The organism is Priestia sp. SRI_019 (genome assembly GCF_057586255.1).
Window position 1 is genome coordinate 490,380 of the sequence record NZ_JBYCZN010000003.1, and the last position, 21,776, is coordinate 512,155.

Below are 21,776 nucleotides of genomic sequence, written 5' to 3' on the forward strand. Positions count from 1 at the left end.
TTTTGTGGAAATTATTACAAAGTATTTTCACTCATTATAATATGTCTTTAAGATCATGGGAATAATAAAATGTTAAAAACATAGATATAAAAGACTAACAAATTCTTATTTTTACTAAAATAAAAGAAAAAAATACATAAAAATAAAATAAATAGTACTAAATAACTGGAAATAGTGTATAATCCTAAAGTATGTGTTTTTTTAGAAAGGTAGATTTTAGCTTTTCTACATTTCTAGGAAAAATTTTAAATTTTAAAAGGAGGAAAAGAAATTTGCAGTGTTCAAATTGTGGCCATCTTAATAAAAGTGGCAAGTTTTGCGTCAAGTGCGGTTCAAAATTAGGAGAGGAAGGTGTAAAAGAGCAAGTAGCGGCAACAGCCGATCATTCAGCCACTCATACATATTCTCAGCCTGCCAGTCAACCTGCTCAGCCAAATCAGCATGTGGAAAATGCTAAACATATTTCAAAAATGTATATCGGTTATTTTATGCAAGGATTAAAAGCACCTCTTGCTACAGCTCAGGGAGTACGAGAAGAACAGTTTATTAATGCTCTTATTACATTTATTTTATACGCTATCAGTATTCCTCTTATGATGTATTTTGGATGGAAGACGATGCTTGTTAAGATCTTTGGAGGACTTTCTAGCGCGATAACAGGTGAAGATGCTGGTGATAGTCTAGTTTCAGGGCTTTTAGATTCAGATTTGGTCGGAGAAGCAGGTAAGGTCAGCTTTGTGGATGTTGTATTAAAACAAAGTATTTTTATGTTTATCGGTTTAGCAGTAATCGTTGCAGTTGCTTACGGTGCTATGAAACTAGCTAAGTTAGATATTTCATTCAAATCCTTTTTTGCACGCTTTGGTACATTTTTAATTGTGCCGACCGGTTTATTTATTGTGGGAATTGTTCTATCACTTTTACATATTGATATTTTCCTATACTTCTTACTAGTAGGGTTGTTAGGCATTTTATTTGTTATACCACTTACGATTACGAGCTTTAAAAGCAATGTGGCAGAAGGTCTAGATAAAGTGTATGGCATTCTTCTTACTTACGTGGTAACAATCATCGTTTTATACATGGTAAGTAAAGGCTTCGTAGGAGAAATCAAAACCATTGTTCTTAATATAACAGGAGATGCAATCGATAGTTTGTTTTAAAGGATGAAGTAGCACTAGAAAGCATCGTTAGCGCGATGCTTTTTAGCTATGTATAGCACAATAAAGGAGCGAGTAAAGATGGATTTTTGCAGTAACTGTGGACATAAATTAACAAAAGAACAGGGGTTTTGCCCAGAATGCGGTCAAAGCATTTCGACAAATAAAGAAGTGACATCTGCTCAGCAGCCTCACTATGAGCAACAGCAGCGTTCGAATCCACGCAAGCCTATGAGTAAAAAAACAAAGGTTCTTTCTGCCTCTATACTGGCAGCAGCTATTGTTTTAGGTGGGGGATATTATGCAGTAGATAAAATGGTGATGTCACCTCGAGCCGTTTCGGAAGGATTTGTGAACGCGGTCAAAGAGAAGGATATTGACAAGGTAAAAAGCTATGTAAATGAAGGACAAATTGAGCTTAGCGCAAATGATGAACAAACTAAGTCTTTTGTAGAATATTTACATCATAATCCAAAGGTTCTTTCATCTATTAATGATGGATTATTAAAAGAAACGGCATCTTATGAAGCAAAAGCTCCTCTTGGTGATGATTCGGATGACATGTCTTCACCATATGCGCATTTGCAAAAAGACGGGAAGAAATGGGGCATCTTTGACCACTATACCGTTCGTGTAAATCCTGCCTATGCGGCTGTAACGTCAAATGAAGAAGGCGCTACTGTGTATGTCGACAACCAAAAAGTGGGTAAAGTCAATAGCGATGAAGAAGAGAAAAATGTGGGTCCTTTCTTACCGGGAACTCATAAAATTAAAGCGGTCATTAAAAACGAATATGGAACAGTGTCTAATGAGCAAAGCATTGATACGTCTGAAGAAGAAGCAGCAAGAGTTGATTTTGATTGGTCTGATTATGAAGTGTACGTCTATTCAGATTACGATGATGCAACGCTGTATGTGAACGGAAAAAGTACCGATACTGAAATAGGAGACCTTGATTATTTAGGACCTTTACCAATAGACGGATCTGTCAAAGTGTATGCAAAACGAAATTTTGCATCGGGTACAAAGAAGACGAAGGTTGTAGAGATTAGAAAAAATACGAGTGAAGTCAATTTAATGTTTGATTCGGAAAATGAAGTAAACATTGATGATTCAGATGATGTTGGAAACCATGAGGAAATTGAAGCTAAAAACGATACAGCGGCTGCAGAAGAAGCAGATATTAAAGATGCAATCACGTCTCACTACAACCTTATTACCAGTGATGATTTTTCATCAGCTTATAATTACTTTGCTTCGAGCCGAAAAAGCTCAGTGGATTTGGCAGACTGGTCAAAAGGGCTACAAGCGAACTCTAGAGATGATGTAACAGAAGTACAAGTAACAGAAGTAGATGGAAACGAAGCAACTGCTTATATCGAAATGACGTCTTACGACGATAATGAAGATGGAAGCACGTTAGTTCAAGATTGGGAAGGCAGCTGGGATCTTGTAAAAGAGAATGGAAAATGGCGTTTAAGTGAAGCTCATCTTGATAAAGTAGATTCAAGGACTGAATAAAAATGAAAAAACCTATCTTTCGCGTTCTATACGCAGTAATCGCAGTTGTATTAATCACAGGAGCAGTTTGGGCTTATCAGTCTATGTCAAAGCCTGCTTCTTCTGCCGTAAAAGCGCCAACTACAGAAAAAATCAGCACAAAACCAATAAAAGCTTCGGCAGAAAAAAATAAAAGTCAGCCTAAAAGTACAGATCAGCAAGTACAAGAACTTATGAGTAACATGACGCTTCAAGAAAAAATCGGTCAAATGATGGTCGTTGGTTTTCAAACAGAAGAAGTGGATGAGCATATTAAAACGATGATCTCAACTTATCATGCAGGTGGCGTTATTTTATTTGATCGAAATATGAAAACGCCAAAGCAAGTAGCGACGTTAACAAATAGTTTACAAGATTTAGCGCAGGAAACCAACAATCAAATACCGCTGATGATGGGAGTTGATCAAGAAGGCGGTGATATTGTCCGCATGAAGGAGCAAGTATCACCGATTCCTTCACAGCAAGAACTAGGGCAGAAGAATGATAAAGACCTAGTATATCAGGCTGCAAACCGCAACGGAAAAGAACTTGCAGCGATGGGTTTTAACATAGACTTTGCGCCTGTATTAGATTTGTCTGACACGGACACGCGTTCGTTCGGCACAGACCCCAAAAAGGCGACTGAGTTTGGAGAAGCTGCTGTGTCAGGATTAAATGCCAACGGTTTAACTGCTGCGCTCAAGCATTTTCCGGGCAACGGACGAAGCAATATTGATCCTCATCTAGAAACATCATCTGTTAAAGCAGATAAACTGGATTTAGAGAATGGAGATATTTATCCGTTTAAACAGATGATTACAAACGTAGATAACAATAACTTCTTCGTTATGGTAACACATATCAAATATCCGGCTTATGATAAAGAAAACCCGGCAAGTATTTCACCGGTTATTATCCAAGAGCTACTGCGTAAACAGCTTGGATATAAAGGGCTTGTGGTAACTGACGACCTTGAGATGGGCGCTGTGAGTAAATACTTTACGTATGAAGAACTAGGCGTACGAGCTGTAGAAGCAGGCGCAGATGTTCTGTTAGTCTGTCATACGCTCGACAGCCAGGAAAAGATGTATAACGGTATTTTGCAAGCAGTAAAAGAAGGAAAGATATCAGAGAAGCGAATTGATGAGTCAGTAAAACGAATCTTAACGCATAAGCTAACGTCTGATATTCAGCTGCATGTAGACCCTGAAACAGCAAAAAACACAGTAGGTAAAAACAAATAAAAAAAGACGTCTTCTATGAGAAGACGTCTTTTTTATGTATGAGTCCAATATCAAACCCAATACTTGGGATACTGCCGATCTTGAAATAAATTGTTATACGCAGTAGAAATCAATACGACCACACATGCACAAATCATAATAATACCTAAGTATCCCCAGCCTGCCTGAGTATTAATGGCGACAATCGCGCTAGCTGCAGCGGGAGGGTGAACGGTTTTTGTAAGAATCATTAAAATAAGAACAAAAGCAAGCACAATCGCAATCGTAATTAGACTTCGATGAAATAAGCTCCAAATAATAAGTGCGGAAACTGTTGCGAGCAAGTGCCCTCCAAGCACGTGGCGCGGCTGTGATAAAGGACCTTTGTGTGCCCCGAAAACAAGTACGCAGCTTGCACCAATCGGAGCAAGCGCCATTGGATAACCAAGCGCTAGTGCAATCGCGCTGCTGATGATAATCGCAATTAAGCCTCCAATAGAAGAAACGACCGCATCTCTATAATTGATTTTCGGTTCTTCTTTTAGTTCTCCTTTCATCTTTTTAGCATAAGAGCTTAAGTAAGATAGAAAGGGACTTTTTGTTTGAGAGAAACTTTTTTCAATCTGCATTTCTTCTTTCCTTTCTCTTTTGTAAATGAAAGTTGTTTGTCAAGTTGTATGTCAGAACATCTGCTATATTAAGTTAGTTTATAAGAAAAGAAGGATTACTGGAAGAGGAAAAATATCTTTTTTTAGTGGAAATACTTTTGGTGAACGAAAAAAGGTGAATTAGGCTGTGAAAAGGGTCTCTATGTGAAGGAGAAAGTGAATCTTAAAATGACGAAAAGGTAGCAATAAAAAGACGTCACCTATAAGGAAACGTCTTTTTACTAGTTTTATTCTGCGTTATAGTTAACAGATACTTTATCACTTTCTAGTTTACTTGGACTAATTCGTGACACCAATATTGTACCTTTACCTGTTCCTAATTGTTTAATAGAAACAGTTACAGTATCTTTAGCGGCCCCATCGGAAGTAGCCAATAACTGGCCTTTTGCATTATATACTTTTACTTTTTCTCCTTTAGCCAGTTTGTTTACAGTGACGATGTCATTTTTATTGCGGTTATTGATGACCTTAACTTGACTGTTTACTAACTTGGTAGAAACTGATGGTTCTGCAGCGTAATTAACAGAAGTTTTGCTGCTTTCCAGTTTGTTTATAGATGTACGGGATACTAATACAGTACCTTTAGCTGTTCCAAGTTGTTTAACATACATAACTACGCTATCTTTAGCAGCTGGTTTTGAAGTAGCTAAAAGCTTGCCTTTACTATCATATACTTTGGCTATATCGTTTTTAATTAACCCTTTTACGGTAATTACATCATCTTTGCCACGGTTATTCACGACTGTTACATTCTTTGCTACAATAGCAGAAGAAACAGCCGGTTTCACTTCAGCTCCATATGCTGCGGATGTTTTATCACTTTCCAACTTACTGCCTGTAATTCTAGACACTAAAACCGTACCTTTTCCAGTGCCTAATTGATTAATAGATACAGTGACAGAGTCTTTAGCCGCCGCAGCCGAAGTAGCTAGTAGCTGCCCTTTAGTATTGTATACTTTGACTTTGTCGCCTTTTGACAGTGAATTAACAGTTACAGTATCAGCTTTATTATAGTTATTGACAACTGAAATTTGTTTAGCAGCTAAGTTAGCTGAAGTAGGCATTTTCTGAAACACTGGGTTGCCAAGCGTAACACGTAAGTCACCTTTAGTACCAGCTTTTTGGTCGGTAACAATTTTAAAGGTATTTAAATGTGAAGGTAATTTTAAATTAAGATCTATGACGCCGGTTTTCTTCGTTAAAGTATTTGAATAGATTATCTGGTTATTTGCATAAATTTTAATCACGGAAGTACCGTAATCTCCATTAATATAGCGACTATCTACAGATAACTTTGCTTTAAAGAAGTTAACGTCAGTATCGCTCATATTATAACTAGCGTACATTTGTCCGCTATAACCTTGATTAAATATCATACCAGTTGTAGCTAAAGAACGGTTGGAATACTGTGGGATTGAACTCTCATCTGTGTTGTATATGCCTCCTTCTTGGAAATAGGAGCTGCTCTCACCAGTTACGGTCATAGGAGAGATTGTGTAAGGAACCGTAATAGGTGTTCCTATCGCTTTAAAAACAGGGTTAATAAAAACTACTCTATGGACCCCCTTAGAACCTCCTAACTGTTTAACTACTAGTGTGAGTTGATTTGTGCCTTTTGGAATGTTTGTTTTCACGGTTTGAACGCTTGTTTTAGAGGTAAGTTCTTTTTCATATAGTAGGTAATCATCCGCGTAGATACCCACAACGGTACGTCCGTAGTTTCCTTTGATATAATCTGCATCTAACGATAGCTTCGTTTCAAATTTCGTGTAACTTGCATCTTTAATATCAAAAGTGGCATATTCTCCTCCTCCATATGGTCTTGAGAATGCAATTCCTTCAGTTATTAAATTTCCGTTTATATCTTTAAAGTCAGTAGAAGAGTTGTTGGTATCAGAATAATTAGAACTCTTGTATGATGCATTAACAGTTAACGCTGAGTCATAAGCAGTTTCTGGAGTGTTTAAATAAGAACCTGACGTTAGAAATTTACCTTCTTGTACAATTACTCCATGAGTTCCTTTACTCCCGGCTTGTTGCCTTACAATGACATAGAAGTGCTCAATATTTTTAGGTAATGAAACTTTTAAATCAGCGCTAGGTGTCGTACTTGTTAAAGCTTTCCCATAAAGTAATCGGTCATCAGAGTAGAAAGCAACTGTTGTTTTTCCATAATCACCTTTTAGCCATTTTGCATCGAGGGTTATTTTTCCTTGGAAAGTTTTAAAACTTTTATTTTCTAGTTTATATGTAGCGTAAGCAGTTCCTCTATAATCATTACTTAAGCCCACAGCATGTGAAACTTTTTTTCCGGATGAGTCGGAAAAAGGATTAGAGCTCCACTGAGATGAGTAAAAACCATGAGAATCAACAGGCTCTAGTGAACTTAAAAACGTGTCGCTGCTTGCGGAAGCTGTTTGAAGAAAAGTGCCTCCAAAAAGAATGAGCGTAACCATCAAAAAAAAAGAAAAAAATCCATACTTTAACTCTTTTTTCATACTATAGTCTCCTTTTAAATAAAAAAATTTCCATTTTTATATTTTAATTTGACTATGAATATATAGCAATTTAATTTTTTCGACAAAAATAGACATTGGTATTTTTTTGCCGGTATTTTAGTCGTGAAAATGCAGAATGACATTAGTCGATGTATAATAAACCTAGAGGTGACGAAATTATGTATCTAGTAGACTACCATCATCACACGAATAATTCATTTGACTCTCAGGCAGTCATGAAAGAAGTGTGCAAACAAGCTGTAGAAAACGGCATAAACGAAATTTGTTTTACCGAGCACTTTTCATTAAATCCATTAGCGCCAACGTATGGTCATATGGATTTTGATAAATATGAACGAGAACTAGCGGAATGCAGAGATCAATTTCAAGACCAGCTAGTAATTAAAAAAGGAATTGAAATTTGTGAGCCGCACTATTTAAAAGAGAAGTATCAAGAAACGATGAAACAAGAGAACTTTGATTTTATTTTAGGATCGGTTCATAACATTAATAACATCAAGCTTCGTAAACATTTGGAGCTGAACGATAAAGAAGCAATTTACCGCGCTTATTTTAATGAAATGTACAAGCTAGTAAGCGAAGCGGACATTGACGTGTTGGCTCACTTAGATTTAATGAAGCGCTATGCGTTTGAACAGTACGGCATTTACGACTTTCATCAGTTCAAAGATATTCTTGCAGATATTTTGAAAAAAGCAATTGATCGTAATATCGGAATTGAAATTAACACTTCAGGTATGAGAGGGAAGCTGGGCGAAGCGTTGCCGGCACTGGAAGTTGTTGGTCTGTACCGCGATTTGGGCGGAGAAATCTTAACGATTGGATCTGATTCACACTTTTCCGAAACGGTAGGAGCACATATGAAAGAAGCAGTTGAAATGGCAAAACAGTGCGGATTTACACATGTTTATACGTTTGATCAACGCAAGCCAAAAGGAATGCGTATTTAATAGGAGTGTTGTATTTGACTTTCTTCATAATGGAAAGCATAAATTTCTTACGTTGAAAGAAAAAGAGATAGAAGCCGCGGAGCAAAGATTAGGAGCGAAATTCCCGGCAGAGCTCCGTCAATTTTATTTGGAAATAGGATATGGCTTTGCAAATAGGGATGAAACAACTGCTTTTCAGCGAATTATGGATCCAGACAGCGCAGTAGACTTGCATTTACGTGAAGACTTTTATGACCATGATCCTGATTTAGATATGTATGATGAAAGAGAAGGCTTTATTTTCTTTGAAGTTGTAGAAGGATTGTATTTTGAAGTAAGGTGGGGCACAGCAGATGCTTCACCGGTGTACTTTATGGATATACGTATCTCAGACTCTCTTCAAGCATTTTTCGATCAGCTCGATAAGGACGATCAGTTCTACGAGAAAATGTTAGAAGAATAATAATAACTAAAAAAAGCACGCTCTAATTTGAGCGTGCTTTTTAAATTTAGTTCCGCTTAAGCTCCGACAAAAACCTCCGGACTTCTTCGATAGTCAGCCCCAGCGCGCGAGCTGATTCCATAAGACTTACCCACTCTTGATCGATTGACAGTACATGTTCTTTTTTCATTACGATTCATCCACCCTTTGCCAGGGAACCCAGCTATCGTAGCCAAAAGCGGCCTTAGACCTGAAGCTTTGCGTCACTATTTTTCAATAGTTTTGCCCTTATCTGGATAATTTGTAATAGTATTCTTAGTATACAGTTATTTTACAAGATAATATTTGTAAAAGATGTCGAAATAGGTCGATTATAACAAAAAAATTAAACGTTCATGAATGGACCTATCAGGTTGTTTTACGGAACTTTAAATAATACTGAAATTCAATAAATTCTTCTTTGGTCATGCCGTCTTGAATGGCTCGCTCAATTAAATGAAGCCACTCTAGATTGAGGACTGATTTTGAAGTTAGAGCTGGACAGCTGATGTCTCCTTCGATTAATTCGTCAATCGTTGTATGAAGAGAAGACGCAATTTTATCAAGCATTTGAAGGGAAGGATTATTGTTTAACCCTTTTTCTAAATGAGATAAATATGATTTTGAAATATTAGCTTCTTCAGCTAAGCGTGTAATAGAATAGCCTTTTTTCAGTCGCAAATTCTTAATCTTTTTCCCTATCACATTCAGTTCATCCTCTGCTTATGGATTTTTTGTTCATTATAACGCATAAACGTACACGTTGTGTAGATAAAAAATATAAATTTAATAATATTTTGTTCTTTATAAAGAATAAAATGAGTTCAAATACCTATTTTTGGTGCAGGTATATTATGCTATACTTCACTTACAAATTGTTCTTTATTAAGAACATTTGTCGATTAATCGCCTTTTTATTCGTTATAGTGAACGTTTTGTATAGTATGCTAGCACTATTTAAGATGAGCGCTGTGCGATGAAGGGATGACATCATTTATTACATTTTGGATAGGAGATTACATGGAAAAAAGATATGTAGAACTTGATGCGTTAAGAGGATTAGCAGCTCTTTTTGTTGTGATAAATCATTATCTCATGATTTATCCAAGCTTCAGTGAGTATAGGTATGACGGTGATTCTTCTTTTTTACTGTCCATGGTAAAAGAGAGTCCGCTGCGGCTATTATTCAGCAGTGGAAATGAATCAGTGGTTTTGTTTTTTGTCTTAAGCGGATTTGTTTTAGCACTGCCGTTTTATGGACGTTCTTCTTTTCGATATGAGAACTATCTTGTAAGAAGAATTTGCCGAATTTATCTTCCATACTTGTTTGCGGTGTGTGTGGCTATTCTATGTAAAATCTTATTTAGCCAAGGCGGGATCTCACAGGTAAGCCACTGGTTTAATAACTCATGGATCACAAACGAGTCGCCAAGTTTACTTCTTCAGCACTTCTTTTTAATTGGCACATTTAACACAGACGCTTACAACAATGTTATTTGGTCGCTTGTTCATGAAATGAGAATTTCCATTATTTTTCCTCTGTTGATGATTCTTTTGCTGCGAATGGACGCAAAAAAAATCGTAATGCTATTGTTTTTCGTTTTTGTTTCATCATCAGCGCTATTACTGCTTAATCAATCAAACTTAGAGCCTACGAACTTCTTGCTTTCTTATCATTATTTGCTTTTATTCGCCGCGGGTGCAGTTACGGCGAAATACCGAGATTTTTTTATTCGACTTTATCTGAAAATTGGCACATTTAAAAAGGGTCTTATCGTTCTGATTGCATTTACCTGTTATTTATCTGAAGGCATTATGGGAAATTACGCGATTACCAATAACTTTTTATGCCGCAATCTGGCAGTGATGGTAGGGAGCTGTATGTTCATTATTATCGCTTTAGCATCGCCGGCAGCTTCAAAGGTTTTACGCACAGGAGTGCTGTCGTTTCTAGGTAAAGTTTCGTACAGCTTATATTTAACTCATCTCATTGTGTTGTTTTCGTTGATGTATTTGTTACACGGGCTTTTGCCGTACTGGAGCATTTTAAGCATTTGTTTCCTTGTATCACTGGCGATGGCTTCCGTCACGTATCATTTTGTTGAAAAGCCTTCCAGCAAATTAGGGAAATTCCTCACAAGAAACAAAGTTGTTTTCGGCGGAGCAGTGAGTCGTAAGTAACAGAGAAATAAAGCGTATGGAGGTGAGTCTACGATGCAGGATAAAATTCAGCTAAAGGATTTTTTTCGAATTTTAAAAAGAAGATGGCTTACGATGCTTTTAGTCATAGTCATTGCGAGTATGAGCATCACAACTATCTGTTTCTATCTACTAAAACCTACGTATCAAGCATCTACTCAAGTGCTTGTTAATCAAGCAACATCTAAGAATGTAGATGAGATTGCTAATATTACGCAGCTGAATACCCAGTTAATTTCTTCGTATATCGATTTTATTAAAAGTCCGATGATCATAAACGGTGTAAAAGACGAATTAAATTTAACTATTTCTAACAAAAAGCTGAGTGAACAAATTACGATTGATCATAACGAAAATTCTCAATTTGTCACGATTACCGTAAGAAACGAGAATTCGAAAACAGTAAGTGAAATCGCAAATAAAGTAGCTCTTCTTTCAAAAGATCAAGCGATGAAGCTAATGAAAGGAAGCAACATTCAAGTATTAACCGAGCCGTCGCAGAGCCTTAAAGTATTTCCAAAGCCGCTGCCGGTTGCAGCTATTACTATCTTGGTCAGTCTGTTGGTAGGAATAGCGGGAGCAATGCTGAGAGAATATCTTGATAGTACAGTACGAAACGAACAAGATATTCAAGAACTTATCGGACTTCCGATTATTGGACATATCGAGCTTGAGCCTCGAAAAATGAAGCGAAACCAAAAGCAAGGCAGTGATGAGGCAAAGACTAGGAGGGAGAACCTTGAGTTTTAAACGAAAAAAGTATCCATTTTCACTGTACCAAGATGCCAAAACGATTAACCAAACAAATATGATTCGAAAAAATGTTGAGGTGCTGCTGAATAATGAAGTCAAATGCCTGACAATCACATCAGCGGAAGTGAACGATAAAAAGCCTCTTATAACGGCAAAGCTAGGGATTTCATTTGCCGAACAAGGAAAAAACGTTCTTCTTATTGACGGAAACGTGCATTGTCCTTCTCTTCATCAGCTCTTTGATCTTGGAAGTTCAGAAGGATTAACGGATGTATTAGTAAACGGGAAAGGCCGGTATGTACCCATTAAACAAACGTTATACAAAGGACTGGACGTGCTTCCGGCCGGATCTCACTTTCGAAACGCATCCACACTATTTGTTTCCAAGTACTTTGATGAGCTCATAAAAAGATGGAAAGAAGAATACGATTTGCTTCTTTTTGAAACGCCTCAGTTTTTGGAAGAGACGGATTCTCATATTCTTGCAGCAAAATGTGATGCAACCATGCTTGTTGTGGAAGAACGCAAAACGAAACTAGATGCCGTTGTCAAAACGAAAAATATGCTGGAAAAAGCGCGCATTCATGTGCTAGGCGTTATTTGGAGTCCGTCTCACTAGCTCCTCACTTTATATAGAAGGAAGTGAAACGATGAATCAAATTGTCTCGAAAACGACAGGTGATTCCGATGTGCTAAAAAAAGAATTTCCGCTTTTTTACTCGCTGTGTAAACGCGTATGTGATATTGCAATTTCGCTTATGGCACTTGTGGTATTACTGCCTGTTATTTTGTTATTTGCGCTTATTGTGATGATTGAAACACCGGGTTCACCTTTCTTTCTTCAAGAGCGTCTGGGTCAAAACGGCAGGCCATTTACCATCATGAAGCTGCGTTCGATGTACAGTGACGCGGAAAAAAATGGGGCGCAGTGGGCCGTTAAAAATGACAGCCGCGTTACCAGAGTAGGAAAGCTGATTCGCCAAACGCGAATTGATGAACTGCCTCAGCTGTGGAATGTGTTAAAAGGTGATATGTCGATTGTCGGTCCAAGACCTGAAAGAGCCGTATTTATAGAAGAATTCCAAAAAACACTTCCTGCATTTGGCCAGCGGCTTGCTGTTAAGCCGGGCCTAACAGGCTGGGCGCAAATTAACGGAGGATATGAGCTAACGCCAGCAGAAAAGCTGGAACTCGATCTTTACTACATTCAACATACGAATATACGGTTTGACATGAAAATTATGATAAAAACGCTAAGAGTCATTGTAACAGGAGACGGATCAAGATAGGAGAGAGATAACATGAAAAGAGTATTAGTTACAGGCGGATGCGGTTTTATTGGCTCCCACATGGCAGAGCTTCTTTATCAAAATGGATTTGAAGTAAAGGTTATTGACAATCTCTCAACGGGGAAAATAGCAAATTTAGAAAATCGAGGCATTTCTTTTCACTACGGAGATATTGTGAGTGAAGAATTAGATAAAGTATTTGCCGAGTTTAAACCTCATTATGTTGTTCACCAAGCGGCTCAAGTGAGCGTGGCTCATTCCGTTACTAATTTTCATCATGATGCCAATGTTAATATTCAAGGAACGATCAACATTATTAATGCATGCAAAAAGCACAGAGCTGAAAAAATTATTTTTGCTTCATCAGCTGCCGTGTACGGAAATACGGACGTTACTCCAATTACGCTTACTCACCCAACGAGTCCAGCTTCACCTTACGGACTGTCCAAGTTTACGTCTGAAGAATATTTGAAGCTTGCCAAACAGCTGTATGATATTGACTACGTTATTCTTCGCTACAGCAACGTATACGGTCCACGGCAAAATTCACAGGGGGAAGGCGGCGTGATTTCAATCTTTTTTGACCGGTTTGTTACGAACCAGCAGCCGATTATTTACGGAAGCGGCCGTCAAACAAGAGATTTTATTTACGTAGAAGACGTGAGCCAGGCGTGTTTACGTGCCATTCAGTATGAAGGGTGCGGGACGTTTAATATTTCCAATAACAGCAGCATCAGCATTAACGAACTCTTTTTTACGATGAAAAGCATATCCGGCAGTCACTTAACACCTGCTTATCACAGCGTGCGTGAAGGTGATATTGCAGACAGCAGACTATGCAACAAAGAAAGTATCAAATTATTAAAATGGTCGCCTGCTTTTACGCTTGAAAAAGGCTTAGCTAAAACGTATGACTATTATCATGAAACGCTAGCTCAGCGATTTGCTAAAACGATGGAGTAAGAGGAATGTATGAAGAAAAATTCCATTTGGAAAAACATTGTTCACTTATTTATTAGTACCGTTGTATCACGTTTGTTAAATGCAGCTGCGCTTATCGTACTGGCACAGTATTTAAGCGCAGCTAGTTACGGAAGGTTCAGCGTAGCGCTAGCTTTTGCGATGATATTAGGCTACTTTACAGACGTTGGCTTAAGTAACACTGTGCTTCGCGAAGGCTCTAAAAAGCGAGCTGACGTGGATCATATTTTATCCTCGTATGTGAAAATGAGAATTTTACTTTTGCTTGCGACGTTTGCAGGGGCATATATAGTAATTTCCTTGTTTTATCACGAAGCATCACTTGTAAAAATGATGTACTACTTGATTGTGCCGATGGTAACAGGCCTTGCAATGCAAAGCATCGGGATTACGTATTTTCAGCTTACTGAACAAATGCATCACTTAGGAGCTATTCGCATCTATTCAGCTCTTTTGCTGGTGGTTCTGCTGACAATTGGAATGCTGATGCATACAAGCGCGTTTTTTATTTCGTTTTTGTTTGGCTTTTCCTATCTTTTAGCAGGAGTGTACAGTCTGTGGATGGTGGGGAAAAGAGTATCGTTTAATTTAAAAAAGAAAATTCAACGCGGGCTGCTAAAAAATATCGGCTCATTTATTGTAAGTGGACTGCTGATTATGCTGCTGCCGCAGCTTGGCCCAATCGTATTAGAAAATACAATTCCGCTTGCAGCCGTCGGCGTGTTTGCCGTTGCGTACCGCATTCCATCGGCACTGTATCAGGTTCCGGGAATTGTGGCAGGTGCTTTTTATCCGGTGTTATTTCGCCATTATAATCACCAGCAGACAGACAAACATTTAAAGTTAAACATTCTTCAAGTGAAGCTTATGAGTTTAGTAGGGATGCTAACGGCGCTTCCTTTTTATCATTTATCCGATCTTGCCGTGTCGTTATTGTTCGGAGATAAATGGGCTGCAGCCGGAGATGCGTTAAAGTGGCTGTCGCTGATGCTGATTTTCCAAGGCTTAAGCGTAGCACTAGCAGATGGTTTAACAACAAAAGGACTTCAAGGAAGAAGAACGGGGGTTCAGCTAGTTGCTGTTGTATCGGGAATTGCTTTTTACTATTTTTTAAGCGCTGCTTATTCTGTGATGGGAGCCGTGTATGCCGCGCTTTTAATTGAAGGAATTTTATTTATCGGCTGCTGGTTATGCAATCCAGAAAGAGTCATCATTATGCGCAAAACTTTTCCAATCTTTGTTTGTTTATTTGGCAGTACGATTGTGCTTACCACGCTGCTATTTTCGCAACACCCGTGTATTGCGCTGTGTGTAAACATGCTGCTTGTGTTACTACTAACGCTGCTAGATAGAGAGATTAGAAATCAAGCGCTGAGCTATGTGCAAAAAAGTAAGTTAGTAAACGTAGAGAACAGAAAGGAGGCGCAAAATGGATAGTGTATACGTGCGAAATCGAAAACCGACCGTTTTGTTTTGCCTTTTTGTTCTTGTTACGTTAAGTAAATATAACGTGAATATTGGCTTTTCATTAAAGCCGTACATGATTTTTTTATTTGCGCTTCTGCTGCTGAGCTTTGCTTCTTTTTACGTCTATAAGCTCCAGGCGTATGAAGTGCTGCTGCTTTTATTTTATCTTTTTTACTGTATGACCGGAGCGTTTTCTCTGTACCCAGAAGCGAGTCTTCGTATTATGCTAGGCGTTTTGCTTATCCTTGCCTGCTACTTTTTAATGAAATATGTGATAGCAGAGTTTCATAGCGGAAGCATCAAGCGTGCGTTAACCGGAGCCGGCATACTTTTTAACGGCGTGAGCTTGCTGCTTTATATTGCAGGTCTTCAAGCCGTTCATTTTCAATTTGCCTCCGATGTAGAAATCATTAAATGGGGCGTCATGATTGACCGCAGCTATCCGCGTTTGATTGGTGTACTGGATGATCCTAATATTTATGTATTTTATAATACGCTGTTTTTTACTTACTTTTTAACGAATAGCTATAGTGCTAAAAATAAAGTCGGACTTTTACTTAGCACATTAGCAAGCGTGTTAACGTTTTCCCGAGGCGGATTAATCGCCATGGTCGCTGTGTTGATTCTGTACTTGCTCATTACTCGTTCGCTTAACAGTCTTAAAACAGCTCTTTCGTTTGTGTTTTTATTTGGTTTGCTTGCTCTTATTGCTCATTTTATGACGAACTTTAACGTGTTCACCATTTTAACGGAACGAGCCGATGATTTTTTACACGACGGAGGAAGCGGAAGGTTTTCGCTGTGGAGCCGGGCGTTCGAGTTTTTTTCATCGCATCCGTTTGCCGGAATCGGCGCTTTTAACTTTTCAGAGTATAACTTGTTTTACTACGGCGAAGCACTGTACGTTCATAACACATTTTTAGAGATTTTATCAGAGACGGGTATGATTGGCTTTTGCTTATATTTTAGCTTTTTGCTTCTTGTGTTGCTTCAGCTTTTAAAACAAAAAATTCATAAACAAGAACCTTACTTATTTTTAACGTTTGTTGGTTTTTTGCTTCAAATGATGTCACTTTCGTTAATTGTAAATGAGCTGTTCTTTTTATACTTAGCGCTGCTGTCAGGCTATTTACGAAATCACCAAAGTGAGGAGAGTGCAAAATGAATAACTTCAAATCTCAACCGGATCAGCCCCTCGTTTCAATTGTTACACCTGCCTATAACTGTGCAGCCTTTATTTCATCCACCATAAAATCCGTTCAGCAGCAAACCTACCTCAACTGGGAGCTGCTTGTGATTGACGACTGTTCGACAGATGAAACGGCTAAAGTAGTAAAAAAGTTTAGTGTAAAAGATCATCGTATTCAGCTGCTTCAGCTTACAAAGAATTCAGGAGCCGCAGCCGCGCGTAACGAAGGTATAAGCGCAGCAAGCGGACGTTTCCTTGCTTTTTTAGACAGTGATGATGTGTGGCGCACGGAAAAACTTACAAAACAAGTAGCATTCATGCTTGAAAAAAACTGCGCTTTTTCCTATACAGGGTACAGCATAATGAACGAAAAAGGTGAAAAAACGAGCGTTGAAGTAAACGTTCCGAAAAGCGTTAACTATAGAATGCTAGCGGGGAACACCATTATCGGCTGTTTGACGGTCATGCTGGATAAAAAACAAATTTCCGAGATTTCAATGCCAAACATTCAGCCTGAAGACACGGCGCTGTGGCTGTCGCTGCTGAGAAAAGGCTATACTGCTTACGGCCTTCAAGAGTCACTTGCTTATTATCGTCTTGTATCTCGCTCCGTTTCTAGAAACAAGCTGAAAGCAGCGACAAGGTATTGGAAGCTCCTGCGCAAACAAGAGCGGCTGCCTCTATGGAAAAGCGCAACTTATTTTGTGCAGTACAGCGTAAATGCGTACGCTAAAAGTAAAAACCTCTCAAAATCGTAAAGGATGTGAAGTCTTGAAAAACGTACTTTTGATCACGGATAAATTGATTACAGGCGGAGCAGAAACGTATTTTTGTAAGCTCGAAAATCAGTTGAATCATCCGGATATTACCGTATATACAGCAGCTGCAATGGGAGAGCTGTACAACAAAATTCAATATAAAAAGCGGTTTACGCCTTTAAGCAGGAAAAATCATCTTCACAATCTTTATGTGCTTTGGAAAAAAGTGCGAACGTGTAAAATTGATATCATTCATGCCAACAGCCTGCGTATGGTGATGTATGCAGTATGCGTAAATCGAATGCTAAGAAAAAAAGTAAAAATACTTTATACAAAGCATAATGTAACGGTGCTTGAACAAAAAGCAAAGGGTCTATTTTGTAAACTCGTAAACTCTTTTGTACATGGAGTGATTACCGTCAGCCGCTTTGAACAAGAGCAGTTAATGCACCTTGGCGTAAATAGCAGCAAAGTGACAACAATTTATAACGGAGTGGATTTGAATCAGTTTGTGTTTAAAGAAAAAGCTGCTTCACTCGACTGTCATATTGGCCTGTTGGCACGAGCTTCAAAAGAAAAAAATCACGAGCTGTTTATCGAAATTGCCTCACTGCTGAAAGGTAACGAACATATGAAGTTTCATATCGGAGGAGGAGGGCCTGAGCTGCAGCGAATTCAAGAGCTTATCCAGCAGCAAGGCTTATCCGAAAAGATAAAGATATGGGGAGAAGTAGAAGACCCAGAAGCATTTATTACGAACATGGATATGCTTCTTTTAACTTCTCATCGTGAAGTCTTTCCAATGGTTGTTTTAGAAGCAATGGCCGTTGGTACACCGATGATTTCAATTGATGTAGGAGGCGTGAAAGAAGCAATAGCAGACGGAGACACGGGCTACTTAATCCCGACTTATTCACCTCAAGCATTTGCTGAGAAAATCACTGAGCTGTATGCTGAGCAAGAACAAAAGCAGCGATTTGCTAAAGGAGCGAGAAAAAAAGTCGAACAGCACTTTACGTCGAGTCAAATGATTGCATCAACTGCTAATCAATACGTAAACATGAGCGGAAAAAGCTTCTAAACCGGAAGCTTTTTTTCTATGAAAACAGTGAACCACAGGTAGTCAAAACGCATAAAGTAATAGAAGCAGTACATGCTTTACAGCTGCTGAGAAAGCGAGATGAGTTTAATGGAAAACTGCAGTGAAGAAAGAATAGTCGACGCCGCTTGTTTTGGTGTGACAAGAGACGGCGTGACGGATGATGCACCTGCGATACAGCAAGCAATCGATTACGCAGAGGCTAACAAGTTATCACGCGTACTACTAACAGGAGACTATACGTATGCCATCGCATCACCCATTGTGATTAAACCGTCTATTTCGTTTGAAATGGACAGCGGAACCAAACTTAAAGTAACGGGAAATTATCATGTATTTACCCTTCAAAAAGATGCCTCCATTTCAGGTGGAACGGTTGAAGTGACCGATCCTTCCTTTATATCTTCAGTCATTTACCTTCACGGATCACAGCAATTGGAAACAGGAAATAAAACGACGATAAGCAACATCAGCATGATCAATACGTCAGGCGCTTATAATGGAAAAGGCATTTATTTTTACTGCCAAAAAGCGTGGGATTTTATCAGCTTTGTGAACGTATCCTTTGTACACCTTCGCAACTTTGAAAGAGGCGTGCTGCTGCAAACTGAAAAAATCACCAACATCAATACACCTGCATGGATTAACGCGAATAACTTTAGCTATTTATCGATTGACGGCTGTCAGTACGGAGTTGACGTAGCCGGTATCAGTGACGTTCCGTATGAAACGTCAGGAAACAGCTTTGTTCATTTCCAAATGCAGTGCCGCAGCCAAACGAAACGAGCAATTAAATGTTCAGGTGCTTACAATACGTTTGAAGGGCATATTTGGGATACGTATTTGATGAACGGAGGAGAACCGCCTGTAGAATTTACGAGTATCTCACATCGAAATCAGCTTGCCTCTAACCTTTTATCCACATCGATTTTAAACAACGGACAGTATAATGACATTACGTCTCCTTTTGAACAAACCCGAAATATATTTGCTCCAGGTCTTCCAGGAAAACCTGATATCATCGGCAATCAAGACGATATTTTCGTACAAGCTGATAAAAAATACACCGTCAAACAAACAGCTGGAAAAGCCCCGTACGGAGGTAGCATCAGCAACTGCTTCAGCTTAGTTGATGAACAAAGCATGAACTACCTTGATGTGCCGGCTTCAGCTCCCGTTGTGATTGAAATGGACTTTACTGCAAATCCAATTAAAATGCTGAATATGGCCGGCGTTTCATTTGGATGGGGTGAGTCACCTAAAAATATTAAATTTGAATATCTAACAGTACTAGACGGCGCGTGGATAACAGCAAAAGACGTAAAAAACAACTTAGGAAACACGGTAACGGCAGAAGTGCGCGCCAATACGCTGTATAAAATGAGACTTACGCTAAGTGAATACACAAAAGACCACAAGCGTTTTCGAATTAACCGCATCTTCGGTACGTCTTCTATAATGCCAGGTTCCTCTTGGGTTGCAACGTCCGGAAGCAAAATGTATGGAAACCTTGAGTTTCAGCAAGGAAACAGCCTGATCCTTAAATCTCCTGACGGACAAAGCTGGAAGCTAAGCGTCGATAACACAGGGAAAGTATCAGGGACAAAAATCTAAGTGGAGAAATTATTTTTAAACCAGCTTCTTTTTATAAGAAGCTATTTTTTATGCCGATAAAAAGTCACGAGCGTACTATGGATAGAACACCCCCTATGACCGATAGATATAACGAAGTGTAAAAGTGAAAGCAGAAGAATACATCAGCGAAAAGGGGAAATGTTATGGGGGCATTACGAAATCTGAGTATCTATCGAAAGCTGCTAGTCATGGTTATAATTTCGACAATTTCACTTATTGCAGTCGCCGTGATCAGCTATTTTTACACACAGCGAATTGCTGACAGCTCGGAGTCTATGTACAATGACCGCCTGCAGCCAATCAGGCAGTTAGGGCAAATTCGTACGAATAACCGTGCGATTGATGCCAATACGCTTGAAATGATTTTATCAAAAGATGAAAACTATCAGCGTAAGCGCCTCGATGAAATTCGAGAAAAAGAAGCGGAAAATAACAAGCTCATGGCACAGTATAAAAAAACATTTTTGCTAGATAGTGAAAAAGAAAAACTGGCTCTATACGAAGAAAATATAGGCGACTTAACACAAGCAAGAAGTGAAGCTATACAGCTTGCTCAAGATGAAAAAGGAGATAAAGCCTACAACGTTTTTTCAAAAAACGTAGTGACTCTTCGTACGACCATAAACAACACGCTAGATAATCTTCAAAAGATAAATAATGACGAAGCAAAAAGCATTTATCAAAAAAATAAGCAAAGTGTAAAGTCAGCCGTGACCACTCTATTACTCGTTAGCGCACTGGTTATTCTGCTTACCATAGCCGTTGGACTTCTGATTGCACGCATGATTACAAAACCGTTAAATGATATTAAAAACCTTATGGAAACAGCAAAAGACGGGGATTTTCAAGTGCAAGGCACCTACGAATCCAAAGATGAAATTGGCTTACTTACAGCTTCATTTAATAAAATGATTGGCGGATTAAAAGAAATGATTATGTCCGTTGGAAACATTTCATCAACCGTGGCAGCTTCTTCAGAAGAACTAAGCGCCAGTGCAGAACAAAACAACAGTGCGATTGAACATATTTCAAGCATTACTGAAAAACTAGCCTCAGGATCCAACCATCAAGTGAATCAAATTCAAGAAAGCTCCACCATTATTCACCGCATTACGAACCAAACGTCAGAAGTTGTTGAAAACGTCGAGCAAATCACTAAGCGAGCTCTCGACACGGCTGCAATCTCAAATAGCGGAGCAGCGACCGTTGAAACAGCAGCCAAACAAATGAAATCAATCAACGAAAATGTCACTGAACTCTCATCTGTTTTTCAAGGCCTTAGCGAACACTCAGCGAAAATTAGTCAAATTAACGATGTCATCACAACCATTGCCGATCAAACGAATCTGCTTGCTTTGAATGCAGCTATTGAAGCAGCAAGAGCAGGAAATCACGGAAAAGGCTTTGCTGTTGTGGCAAGTGAAGTACGAAAACTAGCAGAAGGCTCATCCAACTCAGCGCATCAAATTAAAGATCTAGTTGCACTCATTCAAAGCGAAACAGCTCGAACGCTGCAGTCGATGACAACCACAACCAAAGAAGTAAAAGAAGGCCTAGCAGTAGTCGAACAAGCGGGTACATCGTTTATACAAATTAACGAAGCGGTACAGCACGTAGTGAATCAAATTCAGCAAATCGGAAGCGCTATTCATAATCTAGCCAAAGATACGCTTGAAGTCCAGCAGGCGATTCGTGAAGTCAACGGTATCGCTGAAGAAGCAGCAGCCGGGGCGCAAAATGTATCAGCTACAACGGAAGAACAGCTTGCTTCTATGGAGGAAATTGCTTCATCTGCGATGGATTTAGCAAATATGTCGGAGGAACTGCAAGAATTGATTGGGAGATTTAAAATCTAAGAAAAACATGGAGCACTAGCTCCATGTTTTT

The 21,776-nt window shown here is 38.8% G+C and carries 20 protein-coding genes and 1 riboswitch; of the genes, 16 read left to right on the forward strand and 4 right to left on the reverse strand.

Annotation, left to right across the window (positions count from 1 at the left end; translation table 11 throughout):
- Positions 1–272 precede the first annotated feature (272 nt).
- The 3 genes from AC2YJL_RS20730 to AC2YJL_RS20740 all read left to right on the forward strand — a co-directional run bounded on the left by AC2YJL_RS20730 (position 273) and on the right by AC2YJL_RS20740 (position 3,943).
- Positions 273–1,163, forward strand: a complete 891-nt coding sequence (locus AC2YJL_RS20730; RefSeq protein WP_487374942.1) for a zinc ribbon domain-containing protein — start codon at positions 273–275, stop codon at positions 1,161–1,163.
- Between the two features lie 78 nt (positions 1,164–1,241).
- A complete protein-coding gene (locus AC2YJL_RS20735) occupies positions 1,242–2,681 on the forward strand; it encodes a zinc ribbon domain-containing protein (protein ID WP_487374943.1) in 1,440 nt (479 codons plus the stop codon).
- A 2-nt stretch (positions 2,682–2,683) separates the two neighbouring features.
- Complete coding sequence (locus AC2YJL_RS20740) at positions 2,684–3,943, forward strand: glycoside hydrolase family 3 N-terminal domain-containing protein (RefSeq protein ID WP_487374944.1); 1,260 nt, start codon at positions 2,684–2,686, stop codon at positions 3,941–3,943.
- 50 nt (positions 3,944–3,993) lie between these two features.
- On the opposite strand, the gene AC2YJL_RS20745 is transcribed toward AC2YJL_RS20740, so the two are convergent.
- Together AC2YJL_RS20745 and AC2YJL_RS20750 are read right to left on the reverse strand one after the other, a co-directional pair.
- Positions 3,994–4,551 carry an HPP family protein gene (locus AC2YJL_RS20745; RefSeq protein ID WP_487374945.1) on the reverse strand — a complete coding sequence of 186 codons (558 nt, stop codon included), beginning with the start codon at positions 4,549–4,551 and terminating at the stop codon, positions 3,994–3,996.
- A gap of 266 nt (positions 4,552–4,817) precedes the next feature.
- Complete coding sequence (locus AC2YJL_RS20750; protein ID WP_487374946.1) at positions 4,818–7,088, reverse strand: NPCBM/NEW2 domain-containing protein; 2,271 nt, start codon at positions 7,086–7,088, stop codon at positions 4,818–4,820.
- A gap of 179 nt (positions 7,089–7,267) precedes the next feature.
- Here AC2YJL_RS20750 and AC2YJL_RS20755 point away from each other — a divergent pair, with 179 nt between their 5' ends.
- Both AC2YJL_RS20755 and AC2YJL_RS20760 read left to right on the forward strand, forming a co-directional pair.
- Entirely contained in the window at positions 7,268–8,059 is a 792-nt protein-coding gene (locus tag AC2YJL_RS20755; RefSeq protein WP_487374947.1) for a histidinol-phosphatase HisJ family protein, read from the forward strand.
- Between the two features lie 52 nt (positions 8,060–8,111).
- Entirely contained in the window at positions 8,112–8,501 is a 390-nt protein-coding gene (locus AC2YJL_RS20760; RefSeq protein ID WP_487374948.1) for an SMI1/KNR4 family protein, read from the forward strand.
- 46 nt (positions 8,502–8,547) lie between these two features.
- On the opposite strand, the gene AC2YJL_RS20765 is transcribed toward AC2YJL_RS20760, so the two are convergent.
- Together AC2YJL_RS20765 and AC2YJL_RS20770 are read right to left on the reverse strand one after the other, a co-directional pair.
- Complete coding sequence (locus tag AC2YJL_RS20765; RefSeq protein WP_098333700.1) at positions 8,548–8,670, reverse strand: anti-repressor SinI family protein; 123 nt, start codon at positions 8,668–8,670, stop codon at positions 8,548–8,550.
- A gap of 20 nt (positions 8,671–8,690) precedes the next feature.
- A riboswitch (cyclic di-GMP riboswitch) is annotated at positions 8,691–8,777 on the reverse strand.
- A gap of 111 nt (positions 8,778–8,888) precedes the next feature.
- Positions 8,889–9,224, reverse strand: a complete 336-nt coding sequence (locus AC2YJL_RS20770; protein WP_251387173.1) for a helix-turn-helix domain-containing protein — start codon at positions 9,222–9,224, stop codon at positions 8,889–8,891.
- A gap of 315 nt (positions 9,225–9,539) precedes the next feature.
- Here AC2YJL_RS20770 and AC2YJL_RS20775 point away from each other — a divergent pair, with 315 nt between their 5' ends.
- From AC2YJL_RS20775 to AC2YJL_RS20825, 11 genes are all read left to right on the forward strand, one after another.
- Positions 9,540–10,700 (forward strand): acyltransferase family protein, encoded by a 1,161-nt coding sequence (locus tag AC2YJL_RS20775; protein WP_487374949.1) that lies wholly within the window; start codon positions 9,540–9,542, stop codon positions 10,698–10,700.
- 33 nt (positions 10,701–10,733) lie between these two features.
- A complete protein-coding gene (locus tag AC2YJL_RS20780; protein WP_487374950.1) occupies positions 10,734–11,468 on the forward strand; it encodes a YveK family protein in 735 nt (244 codons plus the stop codon).
- A complete protein-coding gene (locus AC2YJL_RS20785; protein WP_487374951.1) occupies positions 11,458–12,090 on the forward strand; it encodes a CpsD/CapB family tyrosine-protein kinase in 633 nt (210 codons plus the stop codon). Before AC2YJL_RS20780 ends, AC2YJL_RS20785 begins: the two co-directional genes overlap by 11 nt.
- A 31-nt stretch (positions 12,091–12,121) precedes the next feature.
- Positions 12,122–12,760, forward strand: coding sequence for a sugar transferase (locus AC2YJL_RS20790; protein WP_487374952.1), 639 nt, complete (start codon positions 12,122–12,124; stop codon positions 12,758–12,760).
- A gap of 12 nt (positions 12,761–12,772) precedes the next feature.
- Positions 12,773–13,723, forward strand: coding sequence for an NAD-dependent epimerase/dehydratase family protein (locus tag AC2YJL_RS20795; RefSeq protein WP_251567420.1), 951 nt, complete (start codon positions 12,773–12,775; stop codon positions 13,721–13,723).
- A gap of 9 nt (positions 13,724–13,732) precedes the next feature.
- Complete coding sequence (locus tag AC2YJL_RS20800) at positions 13,733–15,178, forward strand: oligosaccharide flippase family protein (protein WP_487374953.1); 1,446 nt, start codon at positions 13,733–13,735, stop codon at positions 15,176–15,178.
- Positions 15,171–16,373 (forward strand): O-antigen ligase family protein, encoded by a 1,203-nt coding sequence (locus AC2YJL_RS20805; protein WP_487374954.1) that lies wholly within the window; start codon positions 15,171–15,173, stop codon positions 16,371–16,373. Before AC2YJL_RS20800 ends, AC2YJL_RS20805 begins: the two co-directional genes overlap by 8 nt.
- Positions 16,370–17,155 carry a glycosyltransferase family 2 protein gene (locus AC2YJL_RS20810; protein WP_487374955.1) on the forward strand — a complete coding sequence of 262 codons (786 nt, stop codon included), beginning with the start codon at positions 16,370–16,372 and terminating at the stop codon, positions 17,153–17,155. Before AC2YJL_RS20805 ends, AC2YJL_RS20810 begins: the two co-directional genes overlap by 4 nt.
- Positions 17,118–18,236 (forward strand): glycosyltransferase family 4 protein, encoded by a 1,119-nt coding sequence (locus AC2YJL_RS20815; RefSeq protein ID WP_487374956.1) that lies wholly within the window; start codon positions 17,118–17,120, stop codon positions 18,234–18,236. Before AC2YJL_RS20810 ends, AC2YJL_RS20815 begins: the two co-directional genes overlap by 38 nt.
- Before the next feature lie 99 nt (positions 18,237–18,335).
- Entirely contained in the window at positions 18,336–19,868 is a 1,533-nt protein-coding gene (locus AC2YJL_RS20820) for a pectate lyase family protein (RefSeq protein WP_487374957.1), read from the forward strand.
- 164 nt (positions 19,869–20,032) lie between these two features.
- On the forward strand, positions 20,033–21,745 hold the full coding sequence (locus tag AC2YJL_RS20825) for a methyl-accepting chemotaxis protein (protein ID WP_487374958.1): 1,713 nt from the start codon (positions 20,033–20,035) through the stop codon (positions 21,743–21,745).
- Positions 21,746–21,776 lie beyond the last annotated feature (31 nt).

Coding starts and splice junctions, on each gene's coding strand:
- AC2YJL_RS20735 (WP_487374943.1), top strand. CDS start 1,242: ATGGATTTTTGCAGTAACTGTGGACATAAATTAACAAAAGAACAGGGG.
- AC2YJL_RS20820 (WP_487374957.1), top strand. CDS start 18,336: ATGAGTTTAATGGAAAACTGCAGTGAAGAAAGAATAGTCGACGCCGCT.
- AC2YJL_RS20805 (WP_487374954.1), top strand. CDS start 15,171: ATGGATAGTGTATACGTGCGAAATCGAAAACCGACCGTTTTGTTTTGC.
- AC2YJL_RS20755 (WP_487374947.1), top strand. CDS start 7,268: ATGTATCTAGTAGACTACCATCATCACACGAATAATTCATTTGACTCT.
- AC2YJL_RS20750 (WP_487374946.1), bottom strand. CDS start 7,088: ATGAAAAAAGAGTTAAAGTATGGATTTTTTTCTTTTTTTTTGATGGTT.
- AC2YJL_RS20825 (WP_487374958.1), top strand. CDS start 20,033: ATGGGGGCATTACGAAATCTGAGTATCTATCGAAAGCTGCTAGTCATG.
- AC2YJL_RS20740 (WP_487374944.1), top strand. CDS start 2,684: ATGAAAAAACCTATCTTTCGCGTTCTATACGCAGTAATCGCAGTTGTA.
- AC2YJL_RS20800 (WP_487374953.1), top strand. CDS start 13,733: ATGAAGAAAAATTCCATTTGGAAAAACATTGTTCACTTATTTATTAGT.
- AC2YJL_RS20775 (WP_487374949.1), top strand. CDS start 9,540: ATGGAAAAAAGATATGTAGAACTTGATGCGTTAAGAGGATTAGCAGCT.
- AC2YJL_RS20795 (WP_251567420.1), top strand. CDS start 12,773: ATGAAAAGAGTATTAGTTACAGGCGGATGCGGTTTTATTGGCTCCCAC.
- AC2YJL_RS20790 (WP_487374952.1), top strand. CDS start 12,122: ATGAATCAAATTGTCTCGAAAACGACAGGTGATTCCGATGTGCTAAAA.
- AC2YJL_RS20765 (WP_098333700.1), bottom strand. CDS start 8,670: ATGAAAAAAGAACATGTACTGTCAATCGATCAAGAGTGGGTAAGTCTT.
- AC2YJL_RS20810 (WP_487374955.1), top strand. CDS start 16,370: ATGAATAACTTCAAATCTCAACCGGATCAGCCCCTCGTTTCAATTGTT.
- AC2YJL_RS20745 (WP_487374945.1), bottom strand. CDS start 4,551: ATGCAGATTGAAAAAAGTTTCTCTCAAACAAAAAGTCCCTTTCTATCT.
- AC2YJL_RS20780 (WP_487374950.1), top strand. CDS start 10,734: ATGCAGGATAAAATTCAGCTAAAGGATTTTTTTCGAATTTTAAAAAGA.
- AC2YJL_RS20815 (WP_487374956.1), top strand. CDS start 17,118: ATGCGTACGCTAAAAGTAAAAACCTCTCAAAATCGTAAAGGATGTGAA.